Annotated in this window: 21 protein-coding genes and 5 pseudogenes; 16 read left to right on the top strand and 10 right to left on the bottom strand. The window is 69.5% G+C overall.

Annotation, left to right across the window (positions count from 1 at the left end; genetic code table 11):
• The first annotated feature begins 43 nt into the window (after window positions 1–43).
• On the top strand, window positions 44–1,084 hold the full coding sequence (locus BLV72_RS00135; protein WP_059144004.1) for a vWA domain-containing protein: 1,041 nt from the start codon (window positions 44–46) through the stop codon (window positions 1,082–1,084).
• Window positions 1,085–1,143: 59 nt separating this feature from the next.
• Here BLV72_RS00135 and BLV72_RS00130 read toward each other — a convergent pair whose 3' ends face one another.
• Together BLV72_RS00130 and BLV72_RS00125 are read right to left on the bottom strand one after the other, a co-directional pair.
• On the bottom strand, window positions 1,144–1,617 hold the full coding sequence (locus tag BLV72_RS00130) for a nuclear transport factor 2 family protein (RefSeq protein ID WP_093459441.1): 474 nt from the start codon (window positions 1,615–1,617) through the stop codon (window positions 1,144–1,146).
• Between the two features lie 307 nt (window positions 1,618–1,924).
• Window positions 1,925–2,848 carry an EamA family transporter gene (locus tag BLV72_RS00125; protein ID WP_244320521.1) on the bottom strand — a complete coding sequence of 308 codons (924 nt, stop codon included), beginning with the start codon at window positions 2,846–2,848 and terminating at the stop codon, window positions 1,925–1,927.
• Between the two features lie 84 nt (window positions 2,849–2,932).
• On the opposite strand from BLV72_RS00125, the gene BLV72_RS00120 reads away from it, so the two are divergent.
• The 3 genes from BLV72_RS00120 to BLV72_RS00110 all read left to right on the top strand — a co-directional run bounded on the left by BLV72_RS00120 (window position 2,933) and on the right by BLV72_RS00110 (window position 5,620).
• Window positions 2,933–3,832, top strand: a complete 900-nt coding sequence (locus tag BLV72_RS00120; RefSeq protein ID WP_093459440.1) for a LysR family transcriptional regulator — start codon at window positions 2,933–2,935, stop codon at window positions 3,830–3,832.
• Between the two features lie 297 nt (window positions 3,833–4,129).
• Window positions 4,130–4,963: a PIG-L family deacetylase gene (locus tag BLV72_RS00115; RefSeq protein ID WP_093459438.1), complete on the top strand. Its 834-nt coding sequence runs from the start codon at window positions 4,130–4,132 to the stop codon at window positions 4,961–4,963.
• Between the two features lie 219 nt (window positions 4,964–5,182).
• Window positions 5,183–5,620 carry a VOC family protein gene (locus BLV72_RS00110; protein ID WP_093459436.1) on the top strand — a complete coding sequence of 146 codons (438 nt, stop codon included), beginning with the start codon at window positions 5,183–5,185 and terminating at the stop codon, window positions 5,618–5,620.
• 131 nt (window positions 5,621–5,751) lie between these two features.
• On the opposite strand, the gene BLV72_RS00100 is transcribed toward BLV72_RS00110, so the two are convergent.
• Window positions 5,752–6,291 (bottom strand): helix-turn-helix transcriptional regulator, encoded by a 540-nt coding sequence (locus BLV72_RS00100; RefSeq protein WP_483153914.1) that lies wholly within the window; start codon window positions 6,289–6,291, stop codon window positions 5,752–5,754.
• A 185-nt stretch (window positions 6,292–6,476) separates the two neighbouring features.
• Here BLV72_RS00100 and BLV72_RS52450 point away from each other — a divergent pair.
• Window positions 6,477–7,048 (top strand): annotated as a pseudogene (locus BLV72_RS52450) (NIPSNAP family protein).
• 53 nt (window positions 7,049–7,101) lie between these two features.
• Here the strand turns inward: BLV72_RS52450 and BLV72_RS00090 are convergent.
• The 4 genes and pseudogenes from BLV72_RS00090 to BLV72_RS51735 all read right to left on the bottom strand — a co-directional run.
• On the bottom strand, window positions 7,102–8,196 hold the full coding sequence (locus tag BLV72_RS00090) for a baeRF2 domain-containing protein (protein ID WP_093459435.1): 1,095 nt from the start codon (window positions 8,194–8,196) through the stop codon (window positions 7,102–7,104).
• Between the two features lie 223 nt (window positions 8,197–8,419).
• Entirely contained in the window at window positions 8,420–8,914 is a 495-nt protein-coding gene (locus BLV72_RS00085) for a flavin reductase family protein (protein WP_093459434.1), read from the bottom strand.
• Window positions 8,915–9,028: 114 nt separating this feature from the next.
• Window positions 9,029–9,547: a zinc-binding dehydrogenase gene (locus BLV72_RS51740; RefSeq protein ID WP_425288343.1), complete on the bottom strand. Its 519-nt coding sequence runs from the start codon at window positions 9,545–9,547 to the stop codon at window positions 9,029–9,031.
• Window positions 9,548–9,751: 204 nt separating this feature from the next.
• Window positions 9,752–10,026 (bottom strand): annotated as a pseudogene (locus tag BLV72_RS51735) (NADP-dependent oxidoreductase); the annotation flags it as partial.
• 252 nt (window positions 10,027–10,278) lie between these two features.
• Here BLV72_RS51735 and BLV72_RS00075 point away from each other — a divergent pair.
• From BLV72_RS00075 to BLV72_RS00065, 3 genes are read left to right on the top strand one after another with little or no spacing between them, the layout of a single operon-like run.
• The gene (locus BLV72_RS00075; RefSeq protein ID WP_093459433.1) at window positions 10,279–11,451 is read left to right on the top strand and encodes an acyl-CoA dehydrogenase family protein; all 1,173 of its coding nucleotides are present in this window, start codon (window positions 10,279–10,281) and stop codon (window positions 11,449–11,451) included.
• Entirely contained in the window at window positions 11,448–12,503 is a 1,056-nt protein-coding gene (locus BLV72_RS00070) for an LLM class F420-dependent oxidoreductase (protein ID WP_093459432.1), read from the top strand. Before BLV72_RS00075 ends, BLV72_RS00070 begins: the two co-directional genes overlap by 4 nt.
• Window positions 12,487–12,963: a winged helix-turn-helix transcriptional regulator gene (locus BLV72_RS00065; protein WP_093459428.1), complete on the top strand. Its 477-nt coding sequence runs from the start codon at window positions 12,487–12,489 to the stop codon at window positions 12,961–12,963. The genes BLV72_RS00070 and BLV72_RS00065 overlap by 17 nt, the downstream gene beginning before the upstream one ends.
• 488 nt (window positions 12,964–13,451) lie before the next feature.
• On the opposite strand, the gene BLV72_RS00055 is transcribed toward BLV72_RS00065, so the two are convergent.
• Entirely contained in the window at window positions 13,452–14,294 is an 843-nt protein-coding gene (locus tag BLV72_RS00055) for a helix-turn-helix transcriptional regulator (protein WP_208905420.1), read from the bottom strand.
• 266 nt (window positions 14,295–14,560) lie between these two features.
• Between BLV72_RS00055 and BLV72_RS00050 the strand changes: the two genes are divergently transcribed.
• Entirely contained in the window at window positions 14,561–15,505 is a 945-nt protein-coding gene (locus BLV72_RS00050) for an SDR family oxidoreductase (RefSeq protein ID WP_093459427.1), read from the top strand.
• A 169-nt stretch (window positions 15,506–15,674) separates the two neighbouring features.
• Complete coding sequence (locus BLV72_RS00045; protein ID WP_167746219.1) at window positions 15,675–17,252, top strand: ABC transporter substrate-binding protein; 1,578 nt, start codon at window positions 15,675–15,677, stop codon at window positions 17,250–17,252.
• Here BLV72_RS00045 and BLV72_RS00040 read toward each other — a convergent pair.
• Window positions 17,153–18,472: an RNA-guided endonuclease InsQ/TnpB family protein gene (locus BLV72_RS00040; protein ID WP_244320519.1), complete on the bottom strand. Its 1,320-nt coding sequence runs from the start codon at window positions 18,470–18,472 to the stop codon at window positions 17,153–17,155. The genes BLV72_RS00045 and BLV72_RS00040 overlap by 100 nt on opposite strands.
• Before the next feature lie 152 nt (window positions 18,473–18,624).
• Here BLV72_RS00040 and BLV72_RS00035 point away from each other — a divergent pair, with 152 nt between their 5' ends.
• Genes BLV72_RS00035 through BLV72_RS00020 form a run of 4 tightly spaced genes read left to right on the top strand, consistent with a single transcriptional unit; the run spans window position 18,625 to window position 22,239 of the window.
• Window positions 18,625–19,617 carry an ABC transporter permease gene (locus tag BLV72_RS00035; RefSeq protein ID WP_093459425.1) on the top strand — a complete coding sequence of 331 codons (993 nt, stop codon included), beginning with the start codon at window positions 18,625–18,627 and terminating at the stop codon, window positions 19,615–19,617.
• Window positions 19,614–20,528 (top strand): ABC transporter permease, encoded by a 915-nt coding sequence (locus BLV72_RS00030; protein ID WP_093459424.1) that lies wholly within the window; start codon window positions 19,614–19,616, stop codon window positions 20,526–20,528. The genes BLV72_RS00035 and BLV72_RS00030 overlap by 4 nt, the downstream gene beginning before the upstream one ends.
• The gene (locus tag BLV72_RS00025; protein WP_093459423.1) at window positions 20,525–21,370 is read left to right on the top strand and encodes an ATP-binding cassette domain-containing protein; all 846 of its coding nucleotides are present in this window, start codon (window positions 20,525–20,527) and stop codon (window positions 21,368–21,370) included. The genes BLV72_RS00030 and BLV72_RS00025 overlap by 4 nt, the downstream gene beginning before the upstream one ends.
• Complete coding sequence (locus tag BLV72_RS00020; protein ID WP_093459422.1) at window positions 21,367–22,239, top strand: ATP-binding cassette domain-containing protein; 873 nt, start codon at window positions 21,367–21,369, stop codon at window positions 22,237–22,239. The genes BLV72_RS00025 and BLV72_RS00020 overlap by 4 nt, the downstream gene beginning before the upstream one ends.
• 11 nt (window positions 22,240–22,250) lie before the next feature.
• Here the strand turns inward: BLV72_RS00020 and BLV72_RS00015 are convergent.
• Window positions 22,251–23,188, bottom strand: a pseudogene (locus BLV72_RS00015) (ROK family protein).
• A gap of 62 nt (window positions 23,189–23,250) precedes the next feature.
• Between BLV72_RS00015 and BLV72_RS00010 the strand changes: the two are divergent.
• Window positions 23,251–24,020: pseudogene (locus BLV72_RS00010) on the top strand (creatininase family protein).
• 14 nt (window positions 24,021–24,034) lie between these two features.
• A pseudogene (locus tag BLV72_RS00005) lies at window positions 24,035–24,994 on the top strand (mandelate racemase/muconate lactonizing enzyme family protein); the annotation flags it as partial.

The following is a 24,994-nucleotide window of genomic DNA, read 5'->3' as shown; positions in this document are numbered from 1 at the left end:
GTGAGAAGGTAGGAGCATCGAGAAGGAAAAAGGGGGAGCGTCCATGTCCGGAAACCAGAACTACATCAATCACGTTGCTCTTGTGCTGGATGCGAGTTCGTCCATGTCGCACTTGAGTGGCAAGGTCGTCGAAGTAGCCGACCAGCAGATTGCGTATCTGGCCCGACGCTCGAAGGAACTCGACCAGGAAACCCGCGTCACGGTCTACGTCTTCGCGGACAAGGTGGAGTGCGTCATCTACGACAAGGACGTGCTGCGTATGCCGTCCCTGAAGCAGCTTTACCGGGTCGGTGGAATGACGGCTCTGCTGGCGGCCACACTGAAGTCGCAGCGGGAGCTTGCCCAGACTGCTCAACTGTACGGCGACCACAGCTTCCTGACGTTCGTCCTGACGGACGGCCAGGAGAACGCGAGTCATCGCTGCCCGGATGCCCCTACCAAGAATCCACGCGAACTCGTGCAGGCCGTGGCCAAGCTGATGCAGACGCAGGAGGACAACTGGACACTGGCCGTCCTTGTGCCGGATCAGATGGGCAAGCGCGAGGCCATGCAGTGCGGTTTCCCGAAGGACAACATCGCCATCTGGGACGCCACGAGCACACAGGGCCTGGAAGAGGCCGGGCAGGTTATCCAGCAGGCCACTGAGAACTTTATGATGGGCCGGGCCCAGGGCATCCGGGGATCGCGGGCGGTGTTCTCCACAGGTGCGGAGGCGGTCAACAAGGACACCATCAAGGCAGCCGGTCTCACCCCGGTGAATCCGTCGGAATACCAGCTCATCCCGGTGGCTCGCGAAGCGGCGATCCGGGAATGGGTCATCGAATGCGGGCACACCTACCGTACCGGTGGCGCGTTCTATCAGCTGAGTAAATCGGAGAAGATCCAGGCGCGGAAGCAGATCGCGGTGCTGGAGAAGAAAACGGACCGGGTGTACACGGGGCCGGAGGCCCGATCCCTGCTCGGCCTGCCGGACACCGAAGTTCGCGTGAAGCCGGACCACAACGACGACTTCACCATATTCGTGCAGAGCACCAGCGTGAACCGGAAGCTGGTACCGCACACGCGGCTGCTGCTCATGATCTGAGGCGACGCGAACCGAGGGGCCGCGACCCGGTTGTCCGGGGTCGCGGCCCCTCCGAGTGACTACCGCTGTGCGGCGACCTGGTGCGCATGGCGGCTCACATCGCCGATCAGGTTGATGCGGACGCGTCGCTCCACAAAGCGCCACTGCCCCTCACGGCGCTCGAAGCGGTCATGGTACCGACCGGCGGCGATCGTTTGCAGCGGAAAGTCGGGCAGCGCCTGCAACACGGTGACGTACGAACGCGAGACCGCCGTGCCCGCCTGTTCGTCCACCTCGATGGCAACGTTGGTGGTGACATGCTGGGTTCGCGGCGTGCCGTCGGCGTAGACGATCAGAGTGTCGTGGAACATCTTCTCGATCGCGTCGCGCCCGCTGACCGGCTCGCCCACACCCGTGAAGGTGGCGTCGGCGAGAAGTGTTCCGAGTCCCGCGAAATCACCGTAGTCCACGAGTTCGGCGTAACGTGCGATCAAGTTCTCGATAGCCCGGTAGCTCAACGTCGGATCGGCGGGCATGCCGATGGATGTGGACATGGTCCCCTCCAAGCGAACAGCGGATGGCAGACAGAAGTTGATACGCATCAACCCCAGGTAGCCTGATCACACGAGATCGACTTCGCCCCTCCCGACGGGACTGGCCCGTTGTCGTCAATGTGTGAGGGTGACACTGATGTTGGACTACGGACTTGGCATGTCCAGCGTAGAGCACGGGCCGCGGGGACCCCGAGCCGAGACCGGCCTCACGGCGGTCGGCGAAGGTGCGCAGAAGTGGCTTGATATCGCTCGCGTTTTCCTCTGAGTTTTCCTCTGAAGGGGCAAGCGCATGTTCCCGGCTGCGTGATCAAGCGCAGGCGGAAGAAGCCAGTGCCTCTTTGGCGGATGCCGCGGGACGGGCACCGGCGCGGGCGGCACCGACGCTGGCCACGACCACGAGCACCAGGCCCAGTGTCGCGGCCGCCCCGGGGCGCTGGCCCAGAACGAGCAGACCGACCAAGAGGGCGATGGCGGGTTCAAGGCTCATCAGCGTGCCGAACGCGGACGCGGTCAGACGACGCAGGGCGAGAAACTCGAGAGCGAAGGGGATGACGGGGCTGAGCACCGCCAGAACAAGCATGGTCCACAGCGGTGACCACGTGAGGCGTTCGGTGAGGTCCGGGGCGGCGAGGGTGAGCCCCAGCAGCGCTGCGACCGGCATGGAGACAGCCAGTCCTTTCAGCCCGGTGACGCGATCACCGACCCGTTGGGTCAGCAGTATGTAGGCGGCCCAGCACCCCGCGGCGAGCAGCGCGCTCCCCACCCCCACCAGGTCGGCGCCGCCATGCCAGGGTTCGGTCAGCAGCACGACGCCCGTCGCCGCCGCGGCCGCCCAGAGAAGGCGTCCCTTCCTCGGGCCGAAGAGGGAGACGGTGAGCGGCCCCAGGAATTCCAGTGCGCTTGCGGTCCCCAGCGGGAGACGGGCGATCGCCAGCATGAAGAAGACCATCATTCCGGCGGTCACGAGACCGAGCACCGTGCAGGCGAGAAGATCCCGGGGGCTGAAGTCACGAGGCCGGGGGCGGATGGCGACCAGCAGAATCAGCCCCGCCCAGCCCAGGCGCAGCCCTGCGGTTCCCAGCGCGCCGAGCTGCCCGAACAGTGGAACGGTCAGAGCCGATCCGAGCTGCACGGTGGACATCGAGGTGGCAGCCATGAGCAAACCGGCCGCGGCGCCGGCATGGTGCGAGCGGTGGGAAGGAAGAGCCTCGGGTGGCTGGGGAGCGTTCATGGGCTCCAGTACAGATCCTCGGCACCGTTCACGTCCACGTGTCGATCCCAAACGATTCGTTCAGGATTCATGGACAATGGAGGGATGGAAACACGCCGCCTGCAGATGCTGGCCGAGCTGGCCCGGCGAGGCTCGATGCGCGCCGTGGCCGAGGCCACCGGCACCACCACCTCGACGGTTTCTCAGCAGGTCGCCGCTCTGGCTCAGGACATGGGCACGGCACTGATCGAGCCGCATGGACGCCGGGTCAGGCTCACCCCGGCGGGCCGCCGTCTGGCGGAACACGCCGTGACGATTCTTGCGGCAGTCGAGGCCGCACAGCGGGACTTGAGTCCCGACGCCCCGCCAACCGGCACAGTGCGCGTGGCAGGCTTCGCCACGGCCATCCGAGCCCAACTGCTGCCCATCATCAGCGGTTTGTCCACCAGCCATCCTGAGCTCAGCATCCTGGTCCGTGAGCACGAACCCGCCGAGGCCCTCCATCTGCTGGCCAACGACGAGGCCGACCTCGCGCTCACCTACGACTACAACCTGGCACCGGCCGAGCCGGACCCCGCGGTCACGATCACCCCGCTGTGGACCGCTCCCTGGGGTCTGGGCATTCCTGACCACGTCGCCCGTCCCTCGGCACCGGGCGCCCCGGAGGTCTTCCGCTGGTTCCGCACGGCGGATTGGATCGGCAACTCGCGCAACACCGGTGACGAGACCGTCATCCGGACACTCGCCTCCATGGCCGGCTTCACCCCCCACCTCACCCACCAGGCGGACAACCTCAACCTCGTACAGGGCATGATCGCGGCAGGAATGGGCGTGGGGCTGCTGCCGATGGGCACCGCCACGTTGCCCGGTGTCCACCTGATGCCGCTCACCGCACCGGACGTGGTCCTGCGCGCCTTCGCCGTCGCCCGCCGGGGTCGCGACGGCTGGCCTCCACTGGCCCTGCTGACCGACCTGATCATTCGGCAGTCAGCGCAGGGTGTATAGCCTCGACGTGCAGTTCCACGGCGACGCCTCGGCCCGGACCTTGGCCCCCAGCACCAGCGCAGGACGCGCTGGACACGACTTCCGAGGACATGCCATGCGGGTGGGACTGGCCGCCTGGGAAGGCCAAACGGCCGCGCCGGGAACAGCCGGTCCGGCCGACAATGTTGCATCGTTCGAGGGACCGGCGTCGCACGGGTGGGAACAAGGTCATCCGCCCCGATGGGATCCGGGCCCCGGGATCGCGGAACACCCGCCGCGCACTCGGATCAAGACATATTTCCGCAGGAGGACTTTTTCATGACTGACCGGCCCTTGACGCTCATGGCAGTACACGCCCACCCCGACGACGAGGCCACCGGAACCGGAGGGGTCCTCGCGCGGTACGCGGCGGAGGGCATCCGTACCGTTCTCGTGACGTGTACCGACGGCGGGTGCGGTGACGCAGCGGGGGGTGTCAAGCCGGGCGACCCCGGGCACGATCCGGCGGCCGTCGCCTTGATGCGCCGTCGAGAACTCGAGGCGAGTTGTGAGGTCCTGAAGGTCAGCGATCTGGAGATGCTGGACTATGCCGACTCCGGAATGATCGGCTGGCCGAGCAACGACGCCCCTGGATCCTTCTGGCAGACCCCCGTGGAGGAAGGCGCCGCCCGACTCGCGGAACTCATGCGGCACTACCGCCCCGATGTGGTCGTCACCTATGACGAGAACGGCTTCTACGGCCACCCCGACCACATCCAGGCCCATCGCATCACGATGGCGGCGCTGGAGATGATCGAGCTGACCCCGAAGGTGTACTGGACGACGATGCCCCACTCGGGGATGAAGCGGTTCGGCGAGGCCATGCGCGAGTTCCATGAGGACATGCCGGAGCCGGATCCTGCCGAGGCCGCCGCGATGGCCGAGATCGGCCTCCCCGACGATGAGATCACCACGTGGGTGGACACCACCGCATTCAGCGGTCAGAAGTTCGACGCACTGGCCGCGCACGCCAGTCAGGGCGAGAACATCTTCTTTCTCAAGATGGGCAAGGAGAGGTTCGGCGAGTTGATGGGCATGGAGACCTTCCTACGCGTCCAGGACGCCACCGGCGCGGCCGTACCGGAGAACGACCTCTTCGCCGGACTGCGCTGATCCGACCGGCGGCCCGCGACCACCTGGCAGCCGTACAGGTGGTCGCGGGCCGCCGACTCGGCAGGTACGCGACAGCCCGGGTCATCAGCCCTACGCCGCGCCGCTCCCGGCAGGGTGACCGCCATCACATACGTTCTTGTGTCGAGCATGTCGAGGCCCTCGTGCCGGCTCCGTCCCAGGGGCACGAGCGGACACGACGGGCCGCATGACATGGGAGCAATGATGATCTACCGGATGGATCACGTCGGCGTTGTGGTCGAGGATCTCGCGGCTGCTGTCGCGTTCTTCGTCGAACTGGGTCTGGAACTGGAGGGCGAGGCGGCAGTCGAGGGTGAATGGGTGGACCAGCTCGTCGGGCTGAACGGCGTCCGAGCGGACATCGCCTTCGTGCGGACGCCGGACGGCCACGGCCGGGTCGAACTGTCGACGTTCCACACGCCGGTGGCCACCAGCCCTGCGCCGAGGGAGCCGGTCAACACCCCGGGCATCCCTCGCCTGACGTTCGTCGTCGACGCCGTCGACGCCGTCCTCGATCGACTGCGCGCCCACGGCGCCGAACTCGTGGGCGAGGTGGCGCAGTACGGGGACACCTACCGGTACTGCTACGTCCGCGGCCCCGCCGGCGTCATCATCGGGCTGGTCGAGGAACTCAGCTGAAGCAGATCGCCAATCAGCAAGTTCCGTACCAGACTTCCGTTCCCGAAAGGACCGCCCGTCATGGCTGTCGCCGATGACCTTGACCACGCCACCGACTCGCGATCGGACTGGGTAGCCGAGCAGACTCGTACCTATCTGGCCTCGGGTGGCACCGAGGGGCACGAGTCGAACGGCAGCCCGCACCACCTCCGCGGCGACATTGTCTGGGGCGTAGGCGGCGCTTCACCTCCTGCGGCGCGCGCCAACGGCGATAGCGCACGTCCACCGCACGCCCGGTGAGCAGCGCATCGACGAACAAGGCCAGCCGCGGCGCCGGTTCGGGGTCCCGATACCAGCCGGGAGCGTCCAGGTGGAACACGGCCGCGGTCCGCGCCGCCTCCTCGCGCAGTTGCGTCGGCGGCGCGGCCAGGAGCTTCAGCCGTGCCGCCGTCACCTCCGCCGCGAGACCCAGGTCGGCGGCGGGCCCGGGGCAGTCCGGCGAAGAACAGCGCCCGTGCCTCGCCCTCGGTCATCCCGGTGAGACGGGTGCGATAGCCATCCAGCAGTTGATAGCCGCCCCCGCGGCCCGGCTCCGCGTAGACCGGGACCCCAGCAGCCTGCAGACGCGCCAGGTCACGGTGGGCGGTCCGCACGGATACCCCCAGCTCACCGGCGATCCGGGGTGCGGACATGCGGCCACGGGATTGCAACAACAACAGCAGCGACAGCAATCGGCCTGCGGACATGGGCGCAATTCTCCTCGGAAACCCTGACAGCAGGTGGCACACCGCTCCCCTAGCGTCAATCCATGTCCGGCCCGGGCCCCACCGGCCGGGGAGTCCGCGCCCGGAGAAGAGCGCCGAAGAGGAGTTGCGCCATGTCCCCCACCGACCCTGTCTGCCGCCCTGCTGTGATCGAGCTTCGCCAGTACACCATGCGTCCCGGCCGACGCGACGAGCTCATCGAACTTTTCGACCGGGAGTTCGTCGAAACGCAGGAGGGGACGGGGATGGTCGTGCTCGCCCAGTTTCGGGACCTCGACGATCCGAACCGCTTCGTCTGGTTGCGCGGGTTCGGAGACATGGCGGCACGGCACCGGATCGGTTCGTGTCCGCCACCGTGTGGTCCTTCCCTCCCGGACGGCCCGAGGGCATCGCGCTCATCCAGGACGGGCTCCTCCCCGTGCTCCGCGAGACGGGCCCCGCACCACTCGCCGTCCTGACCACCGAGACGGCGCACAACACCTTCACCAGTCTGCCGGTCCGCGCCGGAGAGAACGTCGCCGCCGTCTTCACGTCCTACCCCGACGAACGTGCGGGTCGCCGGCACCTTGCCGAGGTGCGGGCCCACCCCCTCAGCCGCGAGATCCTGCCGGACATCGGCAGAGAACAGACAGCGGCCCCCCGGACACTGAGACTGGCGCCCACAGGCCGCTCGCTCATCTCCTGACACGAGCACACAAGGCCCGGAAGACCTCAAACCGCTCCGCCGAACTCCTGGTGTCAGTACCGCAGCAGAGCTGCGACGCCGTCCGTGCAGCGGGTAGGGGGAAGGATCTCGGTGAACGAGGCGCCGCCGAGGACCGCCGAGCGCAGCAGAAGCGGCGCCGCCGGAGCGCTGAAAGCCGTCGGGTCCTCACCGAGCGCCGCCGAGTCGGTGCCCAGGACACGCGGGTCGCGGCGGGAGGCGTACAGGGTGGGGTCCCCACCACGGTCGGCGGCCAGCAGCAACGTCTCCACCCGCCCCTCGGCCAAGGCTTCCTTGACCGCTGGAATGCCCTGCAGCGCCCTGCCCCCGGCCAGCTCGGCCTCCAGACGCTCCAGCACGGCGCGGTGACGGACGGTCATCGCCTCGTGCATGGCGGCGTCCACACTCGCCCGCAGGCCCTCCCGGGCGGAGGCGTCGGTGCGGCCGCCCTCGACGTACACCACCTCCGCGTCCAGCGGACGTGCGGCCAGATGCTCGCGCAGCAGTCCCACCGCCTTGGGGTCCCCGGCAATCAGCACCACGGCGGCCTCGACGGCGGCCGCGGCGGCCCGTACGTCGTCAACCGCCTGGCCGGTGTTCTCCGTCCACACGTTGACGGTGCGCCGGTGGTAGGAGGCCTGTGCCTCAGCGCCCGCGCGCACACGGGTGATGTGCAGCGTGCTGCCGTTGAACGTGCGACGCAGAGTCGGCTCGTGCCCGGTGGCCGGGTAGGCCTCCACGTCCGCCCCCTCCCGGTCCACGGCCACGACCACATGCGGCAGCTGGTGGTCACGATCGATGGCCACACCCAGCGGATCAGGCACCGGCAGCACCTGTGCGCTGTCCGCCGCGGGTGGCTCCACGAGGGTGAAGGCCCCCAGCAGCCGACCGGCCGAGACGAACAGCGCCTCGCCCTTCGGGCCGGGCAGTTCCGGGGCGCCTCCCACGATGTCGTCCAGCACGGCGAGGTCCGCCTCCGGTGCGCCCTGCTCGCTCAAGGACCGCCGGGCCGCCCGCCGGCGCAGCTCGATCTGCTTGTCGGCGTCGTGCGCCCCACGTGAGGTGTCCAGGTGGACGGAGACGACGGAGGCGTCGCCCGCGTACAGAGGCTGGAGGAAGGCAAGATCCATGGTAGTTCCGGGCAGAGCCGCCCTGCCGCCTTTCCTTGGGGTTCACCGCACCGGACAGCACGATAAGCCCTGCCGTTGCGGATGCGGACATTTCGCCCGTCGGTAGGCGGGTTGCCTCACGGTGGGCCCGGCGTCGTCAGCCGCGGTACGGGCACTGCCGTCTTCGCCGCTCCTCGCCGAGCGGTCTCCAGGGTTTCGGTGTGCTGCGGCTGCCCGCCAGGGTCTATGCCAGCGCGACGTGGGTGCCGAAGGCCCGGGCGTGGTAGGTGAGCGGGGCGCACGTGGCGGCTTGGGCCGCCAGGACGTTGCCCAGGGCGATCACGTGGTCTCCTCCCTCGACCACATCCGCCACCTCGCAGACCAGCCAGCCGGGGGCGGCGGATAGCCGGGGGACGCCCCCGTCCACCTCCCAGGACACGCCGGTGAACCTTCCGGCGCCCCCCTTGCGCGCAAAGGCCAGCGCCAGCGCGGATTGCCCGTGGCCCAGGACATTGACTCCGAATCGCAGCGACGACTTGATCAGCGCCAAGAGTTCCGAACGACGGTCGAGGGCGACCAGGACCATGGGCGGTTGCATCGAGAGCGACGCGAAGGCACTGACCGTGGTGCCGTGCGGCCGCCGTCCGTCCATCGCGGTGACGACGGTCACCGGCGTGGCCACACCGGCCATCACCTCGCGGAAGGCAGAGGTCAGCGACTCATTCTCGGATTCGGCCATCGCAGCTCCCTGGATGGAAAATGGCGGTGTGGCACAGAGGTGCCGGGCGGCATGTTCTGTCCGCTGAACAGCCCCCGTCCTGCGTGCCGTTCGTCGGGGCGGCTGGGGCCGGTCCTACAGCTGAAGGATCAGCTTTCCGGTGTTGGCGCCGGTGAACAGGCCGCGAAGCAGGCTCGGAAAGTCCCTGAGGCCGCCTTCCACCACGTGCTCGGCCGAGGTCAACTTGCCTTCCGCGAGCCACTGGGCGAGTTGCCGGGTCGCCTCGGGGTAGCGGTCCTCGTAGTCGAAAACGACCATGCCGGTCATCGATGCCCGGTTCACCAGCAGCGACATGTAGTTCGCCGGGCCTTTCGGGCGCTGGTCGTTGTACTGGGACATCGCACCGCTGATGACGACGCGTGCCCCGCGCGCGAGCCTGGTCAGCACCGCGTCCAGGATCGGGCCGCCGACGTTGTCGAAGTACACGTCCACGCCGCCCGGGGCGTATTCGCGCAAGGCCTTCCGCACGTCGTCGCTCTTGTAGTCGATGGCCGCGTCGAAGCCGATCGTTTCGACCAGGGTCCGGCACTTCTCCGGGCCGCCCGCGATACCGATGGCGCGGCAGCCGCTGATCTTGGCGATCTGACCCACCATGCTGCCGACGGCGCCCCCCGCGCCCGACACCACGACGGTGTCGCCCCGCTGTATACGGGCGACGTCGAAGAGGCCGAAGTAGGCGGTGAGGCCGGTGATGCCGAGCGCACCGAGGTAGGTCGTCTTCGGCGCGATCGAGGTGTCGATCTTGTGGAGGCCTGTGCCGTCGGACAGCGCGTACTCCTGAACGCCGAAGGCTCCGTAGAGCTCGTCGCCGACCGCGTAGTCGGGATGCCGGGACGCGATGACCGTGCCGATCCCGCCGGCCCTCATGACGGCGCCGAGATCCACGGGGGTACGTAGGACGCGCCCGGGTTCATCCAGCTCCGCATCGCCGGGTCGATGGAGATGAGATCGACCTTGACGACGACCTGCCCCTCGCCTGGTGCGGGTGTCTCAGCGGTGGTGAGGGTGAAGTCGGAGTCCTTCACATCGCCTTCGGGGCGTGCGGCGAGCACCAGCTGGTGATTGATGTCCATGGTTTCCCTTTTCCGTTGCGTGTCGCCTGCCCGGCGCGCGGCAGCGCCACAGCACACACAAGCCTCCGGTGCCCGCACCTACGGCCACGAGCTCGGCCTCATGCGCAGCTCGGTGATGGTCTGTCACATCCCCGACCGCATGATGCCCCCTTCGACTTGACTGCTGCGGCACGGAGCGAAAGTATAACGGCTGAACTAGTAAAGCAAATGAACCACTTAGTCCTGAGCACCTGCACCGAGGAGAGGTCTCCCATGCCCCACACGCTTCACGAGACGGACGCGCATCAGGGAAGCCTCAGGGAAGCGGCGGACCGTATCCGTCTCCAGGCGCAGGCCGCGGCCGCGGACAGTGAACGGGAGCGCCGGCTGAGCCCGGAGCTGGTCGATGCGCTCCGTGACTCCGGGCTGATGCGCTGCGGAGCTCCCGAGACTCTCGGAGCCGCGCAGGCCCCGCCCGCCGTCTCCCTCGAATGCGCCGAGACGATCGCGCGCGGCGACGCCGCCACCGGCTGGTGCGCCTCGATCGCTCTCACCAGCAGCCTGCTCGCGGCGTACCTTCCGGAGAAGGGAGCCGCCGAGATTTTCGGTGACCCGCGGGCAATCGCGGCGGGCGTGTGGGCGCCGCGGGCTAAGGCCCGCCCGGTCGACGGAGGCGTGGTCGTCTCCGGCCGCTGGTCGTTCTGCAGCGGGATCACGCACGCGGACTACTTCTTCGGCGGCTGCGTCCTGGACGACGGCCGTGCCGACAAGGACGGTGCGCCGACGCTCCGCGCGGTCGGGATCCCGGCCGAACAGCTACGGATACTCGACACCTGGCACACGTCCGGCCTGCGCGCGACAGGCAGCCATGACGCCGTCGCCGAGGAGGTGTTCGTCCCCGACCACCGCGTACTGGCCCTGGACGACGGTCCGCTGATCGACGCTCCGCTGTACCGCTTTCCGATCTACGGGTACTTCGCGCTGTCCATCGCCGCGGCCGCGCTGGGCAACGCACGCGGGGCGATCGATGACCTCATGGACCTCGCGGGCCACAAGGTGGCCACCCGCTCGCGGCGAACCCTGGCGGAGAAGGCGACCACGCAGGCCGCCGTGGGACAGGCGGAGGCCGCCTTGCGCGCCGCGCGCGCCTTCTTCTACTCCGCCATCGACGACGCCTGGCAGGCGGCGTGCACCGCCGACACAGTGGAGCTCGGCCTTCGCACCGGGTTGCGGCTGGCAGCGGCCCACGCCGCTCGCACGTCGGCGGAGGTCGTCCGCGCCATGTACGACCTCGGCGGCGGATCGGCGGTCTACGACAGCTCGCCGCTCCAGCGCCGCTTCCGGGACGCGACCACCGCCACCGCCCACCTCCAGGTGAGCCCGGCCACCTGGGAGACGACCGGCCGCATCCTGCTCGGCCTTCCGACGCACGTGGCGCAGCTGTGAGGCGGCGATCGCTCGGCGTGGTGCTTCCGTACTGGCTGGACCGGCCCGACCTGGAAGCGCTCGGGATCGCCCGCCAGGCGGGTGAATGCGGCTTCGAGCGGCTGTGGCTCGGCGAGATGGCGACTTTCGACGTGTTCGCCCTCGCCACCGCCGTCGCCAACCGCACCTCGATCCCCCGGCTGACGGTCGGCCCCCTCGCCGTCGGTGTGCGCTCCCCCGTCGCCATCGCCATGGGGGCCGCCAGCGTCGCAACGCTGACGGGCACCCACGTGGACGTGGCACTGGGAGCCTCCAGCCCGCACATCGTCTCCGACTGGCACGACCGCAGCTGGAGCGGCAACCCGCAGCGCACCAGGGAATCGGTCGCGGTGCTGCGGGAACTCCTCGGTGGAGGGCGGGCCGCCTTCTCCGGACGGCACATCCGCACACGGGGCTTCCGGCTCCGCCGGCCCCAGCCGGACTCTACGATCAGCGTCGCGGCGTTCGGGCCACGTATGACGCGCGTGGCGGCGGAGACCGCGGACGAGGTCGTGCTGAACCTGGTGGCGCCGGAACACATCGCCCAGGTCCGTGCGTCGATCGACGCCTTCGCCGAAGCCCGCGGGCTGCCCGCACCACGGCTCGCGGTGTGGGTCACCTGTTCCGTCGAGCCGCACCCGGCCACTTACCACCAGCTCGCCTCACAACTGGCCGTCTACCTCCGCCCACCGGGATACGGCGAGATGTTCACCGAACTGGGCTTCGGCAGCCTCGTCCGCAGGGCACGTTCCACCGCTGGCCGCCATGCGCTCGTCCCAGACATTCCCCCCGAGCTTCCGGCCGCCGTCGGCGCGATCGGCTCAGGACCTGAAGTACTGCGACGTATCGAGAGCTACTTCAACGCCGGCGCCGACCACATCGGGCTGGTGCCCACGACGGCGGACGACTCCGAGGGCGCTCGGACCCTGGCTTTCATCCGGGAACACCTCCCGGACCTCGTCCCGGGGCCGATCGGGGCGAAGCGGCCGGCCGACGGAGACGGGATACGATCACTCGGTGACGGACACCCCTGAGGCGCAGCCCCCGGATTCGCGCGGCGACGACTCGGTCACGCGGACCCTCAACCTGGTCGGCGAGCGATGGACGATGCTGATCCTCCGTGAAGCGTTCTTCGGTGTGCACCGCTACGGACAATTCGCCCAGAATCTGGGCATTTCGCGCCCCACTCTGTCGAACCGGCTCGGCAAACTCGTGGACGTCGGCCTGCTGATCCGGGAGCGCTACGCGGGTGGTCCGATCCGCAGCGACTACGAATACCGCCTCACCCAGGCCGGCCTCGATCTCTTCCCTGCCATCCAGATCTTGATGGAATGGGGCAATACCTACCTCCCGGACGAGCCGGCGGGCAGCGGATCCAAGGTGGCCTGGACACACGACGTGTGCGGATCGCCCACACATCCGAGGCTGACCTGCGACCAATGCGGGGAACCGGTCACCGCGCACAATGTGCGCCTCACGGGCGATACGCCGTGAGGTGACCTCGCCGGCCGGAGTGTGCACGTCAGGCGCCGCCGCTGCCCAGGTGCCGGGCCGCGAGCGCGGTGACCTGGGCAGCCAGGTCCGACAAGGAGGAATCGCGCAGCGCGGCGGCGTGTGCCAACCGGGCCACGTCGCCCGCCCAGGCACCCGTGGCCCGATCACCCTCGCCGATCCGGGCAAGCGGCGGCGGTCGGAGCGGCGGAAGTCCGGGTCACTGCGGACGCTGTCGACCGGCTGGACCTCTCCCAGTGCCCCGACCGCGCGGGCCAGGCAATCCGGGAAGCGCGCGTCCGGTACCACCCACGCGATATCGATATCGCTGAAGACGTCCGCAGCACCTGACGCCAGCGAGCCGGTCAACTCCGCGGCCGAGCCCGGACAGCACCTCTCCAACGCGATGCACACCTCGGCGGCCAAGGCGGCACGATCGGTCTCTCTCACCACGGAACACTCCCTTGGTCCCCGGCCCTGCGGCACACCGATCAGCGCAGCGCCCGCGCTCCTATGACGGACAGCAGCTGCAACTTTTCGTAGCTCTCACTGCCGGGAACGGCGGTGTAGACGATCAGGAAGTGCGGCTGGTTCGGGTCGAGCAGCGTCTGGCAGGTCAGCTCCAATGCGCCGAGTTCGGGGTGGATGAAGTGTTTCACCTCGTTGGGCCGGATGCCGACCTCGTGGTCGTTCCACACCCGGCGGAACTCTTCGCTCTGGGCGAGCAGCAGGTCGGCGTAGTGGGCCGCGCGGGAACCAGGGCCCCGTAGCGTGGCCACCCCGCGCAGGCCCGAGACGAACATGCGGGTCAGGAACGGATGGTCGGCAGGGGCGTAGAGCTGTCGCGTGGCGGGGTCGGTGAACCAGCGGTAGCCGAGGCTGCGGGCCGGGCCGCTGTAGACGGTCAGGTCGCCGGTGAGCGCGACGCCGAGCGGCGTCTGCCGCAGCGTCTCGCCGAGCTCGGTGACGATCTCCGCGGGAGTGTCGTGCAGGCGGTCGAGGATGCGCAGCAGGCCGGGGCTGATGTGCTCATTGTCGGCGCCCCGCGGCGGCGGAATCTGTCCGGCGAGCCGGAACAGATGGTCGCGCTCGTCGAGGGAGAGGTGGAGTCCTTGTGCGATGGAGGCGATCATCTGCCCGGACGGCTGGGGTCCGCGCTCCCGCTCGAGCCTCGCGTAGTAGTCGGTCGACATATGGCACAGCGCGGCCACTTCCTCCCGCCGCAGCCCGGTTGTCCTGCGGCGCGGTCCACGCGGGAGGCCGACGTCTTCGGGTTGCAGCGACTCCCGGCGGCGGCGGAGGAACTCCGCCAGTCCGGTCCGATCGATCACCATGCGCCCCTCCGTCACCGTGCGTGCCTCCTTCGGGGCTCATTTCTACCGCCCGCGCATCTCGACATCCACGGATCGTCAATCCCCCCTTCACGAGTTGCCGCCGCCACGGCGCCGTCCGATCGCCGGCCAGGCCCCCCATACACCGCCGGGGATCCGCGGATCCTGCCGGAGCCTGGACTTCCTGATCAGTGGATCGAGCCGCCCTGAATAGTGCCGCCGCCTTCCACGACGGTGGGGGCAACGACACACAACCCAGGAGTGGGCCCATGCCACGCAAGACCATCGACATCACCGTCCCCGACCTGTCCGGCAGGCGCGCCGTCGTCACCGGAGCGAGCGACGGCATCGGGATCGGCATCGCCATGAGGCTCGCCGCGGCCGGGGCCGAAGTGCTCCTGCCCGTTCGCAACCCGCGCAAGGGCGAGGCCGCGCTCACCACGATCCGTCGGACGATCCCCCACGCGAACGTGTCGCTCCGCGAACTCGACCTGTCCTCGCTCGCCTCCGTCGCAGCCCTCGGCAAGACCCTGCGAGAGGAGGGCCGGCCGATCCACCTCCTCATCAACAACGCCGGCGTCATGACCCCGCCCGACCGGCAGACGACCGCCGACGGGTTCGAGCTTCAATTCGGCACCAACCATCTTGGCCATTTCGCCCTGGTGGCCCACCTGCTGCCGCTGTTGCGCGCCGGCCACGCACGGGTGACCTCACAGGTCAGCGTCGCGGCCAAGCAGGGCGCCATCAACTGGGACGACCTGAACTGGGAACGCTCGTACGACGGCATGAAGGCCTACAGCCAGTCGAAGATCGCGTTCGGGCTCTTCGGCCTCGAGCTCGACCGGCGCAGTCAGGCCCATGGCTGGGGCATCACGAGCAACCTCTCCCATCCCGGGGTCGCTCCGACGAACCTGCTCGCCGCCCGCCCCGAGGTCGGACGCGACCAGGACACCCGGAACGTGCGCATGATCCGGGCTCTGTCCGCCCGAGGCATCCTCGTCGGGACCGTCCACACCGCGCGACTTCCCGCCCTCTACGCCGCCACCTCCCCCGAGGCCGTGCGCGGCGGGTTCTATGGGCCGCGCGGACCCGGGCACCTGGGCGGCCCTCCCGGAGAACAGAAGCTCTACTCGCGCCTTCGCGGCACCGAGGAGGCCCAGCGCGTCTGGCAGATCTCCGAAGAACTCACGCAGGTTCCCTTCCTCGGCAGCTGAGCGTTCAGGACCGCGGCGGCCAGGCCCAGCGGCCGGGGCCCGCGCGGTAGCCGCCGCCCTCCTGGCCCTTCACGCGTTCCTGGCCGACCGATCGGGTGTTGACCACCTCCGCCATGTCGCTTAGCTTAACCCAACCGCATTCCATCTGACGGAACGGAGGTGTTGTTCAATGGAACGAATTTATCAGGGGCGCACGGTGGACCGCGGCCGTCCCACCCGACGCGGCGTGCTGCGGACCGGTGGTCTGCTGCTCGGGGCCCTCAGCGCTCCGGCGCTCCTGAGCGCGTGCGGCACGAACGCCGCCGCGGACGGGGCCGGCAACGTCCTGCGGGTCTCCCAGCCCGGCGACCCCAAGACGCTGGACCCGCAGAAGCAGGGCGACATGGTGTCCATGAACGTCTTGATCAACATGTTCGACACGCTCACCACCCGGGGCCGCGACAACCAGCTGCACCCCAGGCTCGCCCTCTCCTGGAAGGCCACCGACGCGCGCACCTGGCGCTTCGCCCTCCGCCCCGGGGTGACGTTCCACAACGGTGAGGCGTGCGACGCGCGGGCCGTCGCGTTCAGCATCGAGCGGCTGCTGGATCCCGCCACCAAGTCACCGATCGTCGAACTGCGCTACGTCAAGGGCGTCACCGTGGTCGACCGGCTCACCGTGGACGTGCACACCACCGTGCACGACCCGATCCTGCCCGCCAAGCTCTCCCTGTTCGGCGGCGTGATCCTGCCGCCCCGCCACCTCTCGGAGGCGGGCGACGCCGCGTTCGCCGAACACCCCGTCGGCACCGGCCCCTTCACCTTCGTCAGCTGGCGGCGCGACCACGAACTGCGCATGCGGGCCTACGCCGACCACTGGAACGGACGGCCGAGCGTCGACGGCCTCGTCTTCAGCCCCGCGCCCAACGCCTCGTCCTCCCTCGCCGCCCTCCAGAGCGGAGGCGTCGACCTCGTCGCCGGACTCACCCCGGACGCCGCTCAGCAGCTCGACGGCTACTCCGGTGTCACGCTGGACGGCTATACGGGGATCCGCACGTCGTATCTGTCCCTGAACACCCTGGAGCGGGGCCCGCTCCAGGACCGTCGCGTGCGCCAGGCGCTCAACCACGCGATCGACGTCCCCCTGCTGATCAAGGCCGTGCTCGGCGGCAAGGCCACCGAGACACCCGCCCTCGTGCCGCGCGGCGCGTTCGGCTTCGACCCCACGGTGAAGCCCTTCACCCGCTCCCTGGAGACCGCGCGCACCCTCCTCGCCGAGGCCGGCCACCCGCACGGCTTCTCCACGACCCTCACCGCGTCCAACGTCGACTCCAACGTCGCCGAGGCCCTGTCGGGGCTGCTGGCCAGAGTAGGGGTGCGGGCCCGGGTCAACCTGCTCGACCCCGGTACGTACGCCGCCCGGCTCACCTCCGACAACCGGGGAGCGCTCGGCCCGATCTACCTGGCGGCCAGCACCGTCTGGACGATGGACGGCCAGAGCATCGTCCAGTCCAACGTACGCAGCGACCGGCGCCAGAGCCGCTGGCACTCCAAGGAAGCCGACCGCCTCATCGACATCGAAGAGCTCTCCGAAAGCCCCACGAAGCGCAAACAGGCCTTCTCGGACCTGCAACGGCTGATGCGCCAGGAAGCGCCCTTCGTCTTCCTCTACCAGCTCGACAACATCTTCGCTCGCAACGACCGCCCCCGCTGGACGCCGGGATCCGCAGGCGTCCTCGCCATGGAGAGCGCGGAGGTCTCCTGTTGACGCTCTCCCGCGTAAAGGCTGGAGATTCCACGGGTCGCCCCGTGGAGTTCCTGCTTCGTCGCCGACTGCCCGCCCGGAGTTCTCCGTTGAGGTCTTACACCGGCTCCACAGGCCGATACTGCCCGTCCGGCAGCCAGAAGGTTCTTCGCCGCGTTCACGTCACGGTCATGGGTGACGCCGCAACCACACGTCCATGTGCGGACGTGCAGCGGCATCGCCTCGGCGAGGGCGCCGCAGGCGGAGCACAACCTGGAGGAGGGGAAGAAGCGGTCGACCGCGATCACTTCCCGTCCGTACCAGGCGGCTTTGTACTCCAGCATGCTCCGGAAGTCCGACCATGCCGCATCGCTGATGGCGCGGGCCAGGCTCCGGTTCCTGACCATGTTCCGCACGGTCAGGTCCTCGATCACGAGCGTTTGGTTTTCACGCACGAGACGAGTGGTCAGCTTGTGCAGCCCGTCACGCCGACGGTCGGCGATCCGGGCGTGGATCCTGGCGACCTCACGCCGGGCCCTCGCCCGGTTCGCGGACCCCTCGGCCTTCTTCGCAAGGCGCCGCTGGGCCAGGGCAAGCCGGGCACGGTCACGGCGCTCATGCCTGGGGTTGGCGATCTTCTCCCCGGTGGAGAGGGTCAGCAAGTGGTCCAGGCCGACGTCGATACCGACCGCCGCACTCGTCGCGGCCAGGTGCCTGACACCGGGGTCCTCGCACAGCATCGAGACGAACCAGCGGCCTGCCGCGTCCTGGGACACCGTCACCGTGGACGGCTTCGCTCCCGAGGGCAGAGGGCGGGACCACACGATGTCCAGTGGCTCCGCCATCTTCGCCAGCGTCAGCTTCCCGTCACGGAAGCGGAAGCCGCTGGTGGTGTACTCGGCGGACATTCGGGACTTCTTCCGCGACTTGAAGCGCGGGTACTTCGCCCGCTTGGCGAAGAAGTTGGTGAACGCCGTCTGCAGGTGCCGCAGCGTCTGCTGGAGCGGGACCGAGGAGACCTCGTTGAGATAGGCCAGTTCCTCAGTCCTCTTCCACGCCGTCAGCATCGCCGACGTGACGTTGTAGTTGACCCGCTCCTGCCCGGCCCACGCCTCGGTCCGGGCCACGAGCGCCATGTTGTAGACCTTCCGGACACACCCGAACGTGCGCGACAGCTCGGCCGCCTGTGCACTGGTCGGATAGAAGCGGTACTTGAACGCCCGCTTCACCCATGCCGTGGTCACACTCACACGCTAGCGGGACGGCAAGTGAAGACCAAAGCTGCGGGTCAGGGCACGGTCTTTCGCCCTGGCAGCGAAATCCCGCACCTCACCCTGCTCCGCAGGAGTCCGTTTCCTCTCCGCCGCGAACGGCGGAGTATCCACGGAGGAACCTGATGAGCGCCCTCACCCTCGACAAGCCACCCACCCCGGCGGACTCCCCGTCGCGCCACCGGGACACGGCACGGCTGCTGCGCACCGTACTGAGGCGCGTGGGCACGGCACTGTTCGTCCTGCTGTGCACCGCGACCGTCTCGTTCTTCCTCGTCCGGCTCTCGGGCGACCCCGTGAAGATCCTGCTGCCGCCCGACGCCACGGCCCACCAGGAGAGCGTGCTCCGCGCGTCCCTCGGACTCGACCGGCCGCTGTTCACGCAATACCTCGACTACCTCTGGGGACTGCCCCGCCTCGACCTCGGCGACTCCCTGGTCTACGGCCAGCCGGTCAGCGAAATCCTCGCCGACCGGCTGCCCGCCACGATCGAACTGGCCGCCGCCGCCCTCGCGGTGACCCTCGTCATCGCCATCCCGGCGGGCATCTTCGCCGCGATGCGCCGCGGCCGCCGCTCCGACCACACCGTGATGACCGGCGTCCTGCTCGGCCAGTCCACCCCGCCGTTCTGGGTCGGCATCCTGCTCATCCTGGTCTTCGCCGTCTGGCTGCAGGCCCTGCCCGCCTCCGGCTACGGCACCTTCGCCAACCTGGTCCTGCCGGCCGTCACCCTCGCCGTCTACTCCGTGGCCGTCGTCGCGCGGCTGCTGCGCTCCTCGCTGATCGACGTGCTGTCCTCCGACCACATCCGCAGCTCCCGCGCCAAGGGCTTCGGGCCGCTGAAGGTGGTGCTCCGGCACGGGCTGCGCAACGCCTCACTGCCGGTGGTGACCGTCATCGGTCTGGAAGTCGGCAATCTGCTCGGCGGGGCAATCCTCACCGAACGGGTCTTCTCCTGGCCCGGAGTCGGACAGCTGACCGTCGAGGCGATCTCCAATCGCGACTTCCCGCTCGTCCAGGCCACCGTCCTGTTCTTCGCCGCCACCTTCGTCGTGGTGAACCTGCTCGTCGACCTCTCCTACAGCTTCCTCGACCCGAGGGTGAGGACGTCCCGATGACCCTCATGTCCCCTGCCGCGACCGGCCATGCCCCGGCGACGGCACCGGCCGGCGGCTCCCGGTCCGTCGTCCTGCGCGCGCTCCTGCGTAACAAACTCGCCGTCCTGGCGCTCGCCGTACTCGCCCTACTGCTGATCGCCGCCCTGTTCGCACCGCTCGTCGCCCCCTACGACCCCAACGCGCAGAACCTCCTCCTGCGGCTGCGGCCCCCCGCCTGGCAGGACGGCGGCAGCGGCGCCCACCTCCTCGGCACCGACCAACTGGGCCGCGACATGCTCTCGCGTGTCATCTACGGCGCCCGGGTCTCGCTGCTCGTCGGCGCGGGGGCCGCGCTGCTCGCCGGTGTCATCGGCACCGTCGTGGGACTGGCCTCCGGCTATTTCGGCGGCTGGGCGGACCGGGTGCTCATGCGGCTCGCCGACGTCCAGCTCGCCTTCCCCTCACTGCTCCTGGCCCTCGCCATCGTCGGCTTCCTCGGCTCGGGTCTGTGGTACGTGATCCTGGTGCTCGGCTTCACCGGCTGGGTCTCCTACGCCCGCGTCGTGCGGTCCGAGGTGATGTCGCTGCGCACCCGCGACTTCATCACCGAGGCCCGGGCGATCGGCGTCACCGACGTCACCATCATGCGCCGCCATCTGCTGCCCAATGTGATGGCGCCGCTGGCCACCATCGGAACCCTGCACGTGGCCGCCGCGATCGTGGCCGAGGCGTCCCTGAGCTATCTGGGCCTGGGCGTGCCCAAGGAGACGGTCACCTGGGGTGCCATGCTCTCCGACGGCCAGCTCTATCTGGGCACCTCCTGGTGGGTCGCCGTGTTCCCCGGCATCGCGCTGATGCTGACCTCTCTCGCCATCAACATCACGGGCGACGCCCTGCGGGACGTCGCGGACCCGAAGGCCTACCGCCGATGACCATCGACCGACCGACAACCGACCCGTCCCAGCGGCCGGCGGACGAGCAGCCGCTGCTGGAAATCAACGGCCTCAGCGTCGACTTCAGGCTCGAGACCTCCGTCGTGCACGCGGTCCAGGACGTCTCCCTCCATGTCCGGGCCGGTGAGACGCTCGCCGTCGTGGGCGAGTCGGGCAGCGGGAAGACCGCCACCGCACTGTCCGTTCCGCGTCTGAACCCGAGCCCTCCGTGCGTCTACGCGAGCGGCGAGATCCTCTTCGACGGACGTGACCTGCTGAGGCTCTCCGAGAAGGAACTCGGCCGGATCCGGGGCCGCGACATCGCCATGGTGTTCCAGGACCCGATGACCTGCCTCGATCCGCTGCAGCGCGTCGGGGCGCAGGTGGCCGAGGTGCTCAGGCATCACACCGGCATCTCCCGCGCCGAGGCCAGGGACGCCGCGCTGGACGCGCTGGAGGAGGTCGGCATCCCCGACCCGGCCCTGCGCTACCGGCAGTACCCGCACGAACTCTCCGGCGGCCTGCGCCAGCGCGTGATGATCGCGACCGCGCTGGTGGGTCGGCCCCGCCTGCTCATCGCCGACGAGCCGACCACCGCCCTGGACGTCACCGTGCAGAGCCAGATCCTCGACCTGCTCGTCACCCTCCAGCACAAGCACGGGATGGCGGTCGTGCTGATCACCCACGACCTCGCGGTCGTGGCGGAGACCGCCGACCGCGTCGTGGTCATGAACCAGGGCAAGGTCGTCGAGACCGGCGATGTGCTCGACGTCTTCGACCGTCCGGCCGACGACTACACCCGCAAACTGCTCGCCGCCACCCCGCGATTGGAGGCGGCATGACCACCGAAGCCGCTGCGCCCGCGCCCCCGGGCGGAAAGGTCCTCCTGGAACTCGTCGGCCTGCGCAAGGAGTTCGGCACCAGGACGGTGAACGTGGCCGTCGACGACGTCTCGCTCGAAGTCCACGAAGGCGAGACGCTCGCCCTGGTCGGCGAGTCCGGCTGTGGCAAGACCACCCTCACCCGGCTGCTGCTCAAGCTCGTCGAACCCACCGCCGGAAACGTGCGCTTCGACGGACAGGACCTCGCCACCCTCTCCCCCGCCGGACTGCGTGCCGTACGGCGCCAGATGCAGGTCGTCCTCCAGGACCCGTACTCCAGCATGAACCCGCGGATGCGCATCACCGACATCGTCGCCGAACCGCTGGTCACCCACGATCCCGAGGCCCGCGGGCGGCGCGCCCGGGCCCGCACCAGGGAACGGGTCGGGGAACTCCTGGAGGCCGTGGGCCTGGACGCCTCCATCCAGGACCGCTACCCGCACGAGTTCTCCGGCGGCCAGCGCCAACGCGTCTCGATCGCACGGGCCCTGGCGCTCCGGCCCCGCCTGCTCGTGCTCGACGAGCCCACCAGCGCACTGGATGTCTCCGTGCAGGCCACCGTCCTCGACCTGCTGGCGGATCTCCAGAGCCGGCTGGGCCTCACCTATGTGTTCGTCTCGCACAACCTCGCCGTCGTACGGCAGGTGGCCGACCGGGTCGCGGTGATGCGCCGGGGGCGCCTGGTCGAGGTGGGCGAGACGGCCGCGGTACTGCGCACCCCCCAGCACCCCTATACGCGGCAACTGCTCGACGCGGTGCCGGTCCTCGACCCGCGCAGGGGCCGCCGTGCCGCGGACCGCCTGTCCCTGACGAGCGAAGAGAGCCGATGACCGCCCGCGCGCTACAGATGCGAGACGACGAGACCGGCGCCGCCGAGCAGCGCGACATCGTCGACGGCGGCCGTGCCGACGAGCACCCGCGGCTGCTCGGCGCCCGAGAAGGCGACGGCGTCCCGCAGCCTCTCCTCCACCACGGTGCGAAAGCGCTCACCGCCCTCGCGCGCCTCACCGTGCAGGATGAAGAGGCCGGGTGCGAAGAGCTGCTGCACGTTCACCAGCCCCAGGGCGAGGTTGTGCGCGTACTCCTCCACCACCTGCCCGGCGAGCGCGCCCCCGCGGTTCACCAGTGCCTCCAGGGACGTCTGGCCCCCCAGTCCCACGGCGCGGGCCCGGGCCCGCAGCCAGCCGGTGGTGGCCACGGTCTTCCAGCAGCCGCGGCTCCCGCAGGTGCACCGCTCGCCGCTGGCCGACACGGTCATATGGGCGCCGCTGCGCCCGCCGGGCGGGGCCATCACCTCGCCGTCGTAGAGGAGCCCCACGCCGAGCACCTCACCCGTGGAGACCGAGGCGAAGGTGCGCCGTCCACGGCCGGCGCCGAACCAGCGGTCGCCGAGCACCTGCAGTCGGGCCCGGTGCTCCACCCGCACGCTCGCCCCGGTGAGCGCGCCGAGCCGCTCCGTGACGGATAGCCGTGCAGTCCGGGCGCGTCGTTCACTTCCATGATCAGGCCCGTGACGGGGTCCACGAGCCCGGCGGCGGCCACCCCGATCCCCTGGAGTTCATGGCCGGCGAAGACCCCGGCCGCCGCGGCCAGCGCCGTGTCGATGTCCGCGGGGGTGGCGGTGGCCGCGTCGTACGACGACTCGGTGCGGTCCAGGATCCGGCCCGCCATGGACAGTACGGCCGCCCCGACCCGACCGGGGACCAGCTCGACGGCCCCCAGCCGCCGAGGCGCCTGGGGAGCGGCCGGTTGCGGCGCGGCCTCGGGGACCAGTCGCAACGGAGAACGTTTGTGGGCCATGCGCCGACTCTGCCATGGCCCCGTTTCGGAGAGGTAGCACCGTGAGCCAATCGAGACTGACCGAACTCACCTGGCGGGAGGTGCGCCGGGCCGGCGAGGAGGGCATCGCTCTGCTGCCCATCGGTTCGCAGGAGCAGCACGCCTCGCACCTCCCGATGGGCACCGACACCCTCCTGGTCGAGGAGGTGGTGGACCGCGCGCTGGACATGCTCGCCCGGGAGGCCGGGCCGGGTGTGGTGCGGTTGCCGGCGCTGCCCTTCGGGCACAGTCCGCACCACTTGTTCGCGGCCGCCGTCTCGCTCTCCGCGGCGACCTTGGGCGCGGTCCTGGACGACATCCTCGACTCGCTGGTGACCAGCGGATACCGCCGCATCATGGTCGTGAACGGCCATGGCGGCAACGACGAGATCATGCGGCTCGCCGTGAAGCGGTTCGCGCTGCGTTCCCCGGTGACGGTCGCCGCCTGCTCGTACTGGACCCTCACCGCGGGTGAGGAAGGAGCGGGGCGGCCGGATGTCACCCCGGGCATGCCGGATGGTTCGAGACGTCACTCATGCTGGCGGCCCACCCGGACCTGGTGCGGACACCCGTGCCGGCCCGCGCTCCGGTCGAACCGCCGCCCCTGTTCGACGCCCCGCCCTACCCGGGCCTGACCGTGGAACGCCACGGGGAATGGGAGCGGGTCGGCGGCTCCACGGACGACGCCGCCGACGCCGACGCCACCCGGGGCGACCGGCTGCTGGAGGACCGGGCGCGAGGACTGGCCCGGGCGATCCAGGCCTTCGACGCGGCGAGCCGGTCACCCCGATGATGCGAGGAGTAGCAATGAAGATCACTGACGTCGACGTATGGGTGGTCAACCTCCCCCTCGTCAACCCCTTCACCAGCTCGTTCGAGACCAAGACGGGCGAGACGCGCACCGTGGTGCGCATTCGCACCGACGAGGCTGTCGAGGGCTGGGGCGAGACGATGTGGGGTGCGCCGGTCGCCGCGATCGTCCGGTCGATGGCCCCCGACCTGATCGGGACCAGCCCGTTCGCGCTGGAGAGCTTCCATCGCAAGCAGCACATGGTGCCGTTCTTCTACGGCTACCTCGGCTACGCGGCGATCGCCGCCCTCGATGTCGCCTGCTGGGACGCGATGGGCAAGGCCACCGATCAGTCCGTCACGACCTGCTGGGCGGTGCCGTCCGGGACGAGGTCCCGATCACCGCGCTCATCACCCGCGCCGACGCGCCGGGCGCGCGGGGCCCGGGCCTGCCCGAGGCGATGGCGGAGCACGCGGTACGCGTTGTGGCGGAGGGCGGCTTCGAGGCCGTCAAGCTCAAGGGCACGAAGGACTGCGCGGGCGATGTCGCCATCCTGCGCGCCGTGCGCGAGGCGCTGCCCGAGGTGAACCTGCGTGTCGACCCGAACGCGGCCTGGTCGGTGCCCGACTCGATACGCGCCGGCATAGCCCTGGAGGAACTCGATCTGGAGTACCTGGAGGACCCCTGCGTCGGCATCGAGGGCATGAGCCAGGTGAAGGCGAAGGTGCGCATCCCGCTGTGCACCAACATGTGCGTCGTGCGCTTCGAGGAGTTCGCCCCCGCCATGCGGCTGAACGCCGTCGACGTCATCCACGGTGACGTCTACAAGTGGGGCGGGATCGCGGCGACCAAGGCGCTCGCCGCGCACTGCGAGACCTTCGGTCTGGCATGAACCTGCAACAGCGGAGGCGAGCTCGGCATCGCCACGGCGGCGCATCTGGGCGTCGTCTCCAGCACCCCCGTGCTCTCGCGCGCCA

Source organism: Streptomyces melanosporofaciens (assembly GCF_900105695.1).
Lineage (GTDB): Bacteria > Actinomycetota > Actinomycetes > Streptomycetales > Streptomycetaceae > Streptomyces > Streptomyces antimycoticus.
The sequence above is the reverse complement of the archived record's forward strand: the minus strand, read 5'-3'. Positions and strand labels throughout refer to the sequence as shown.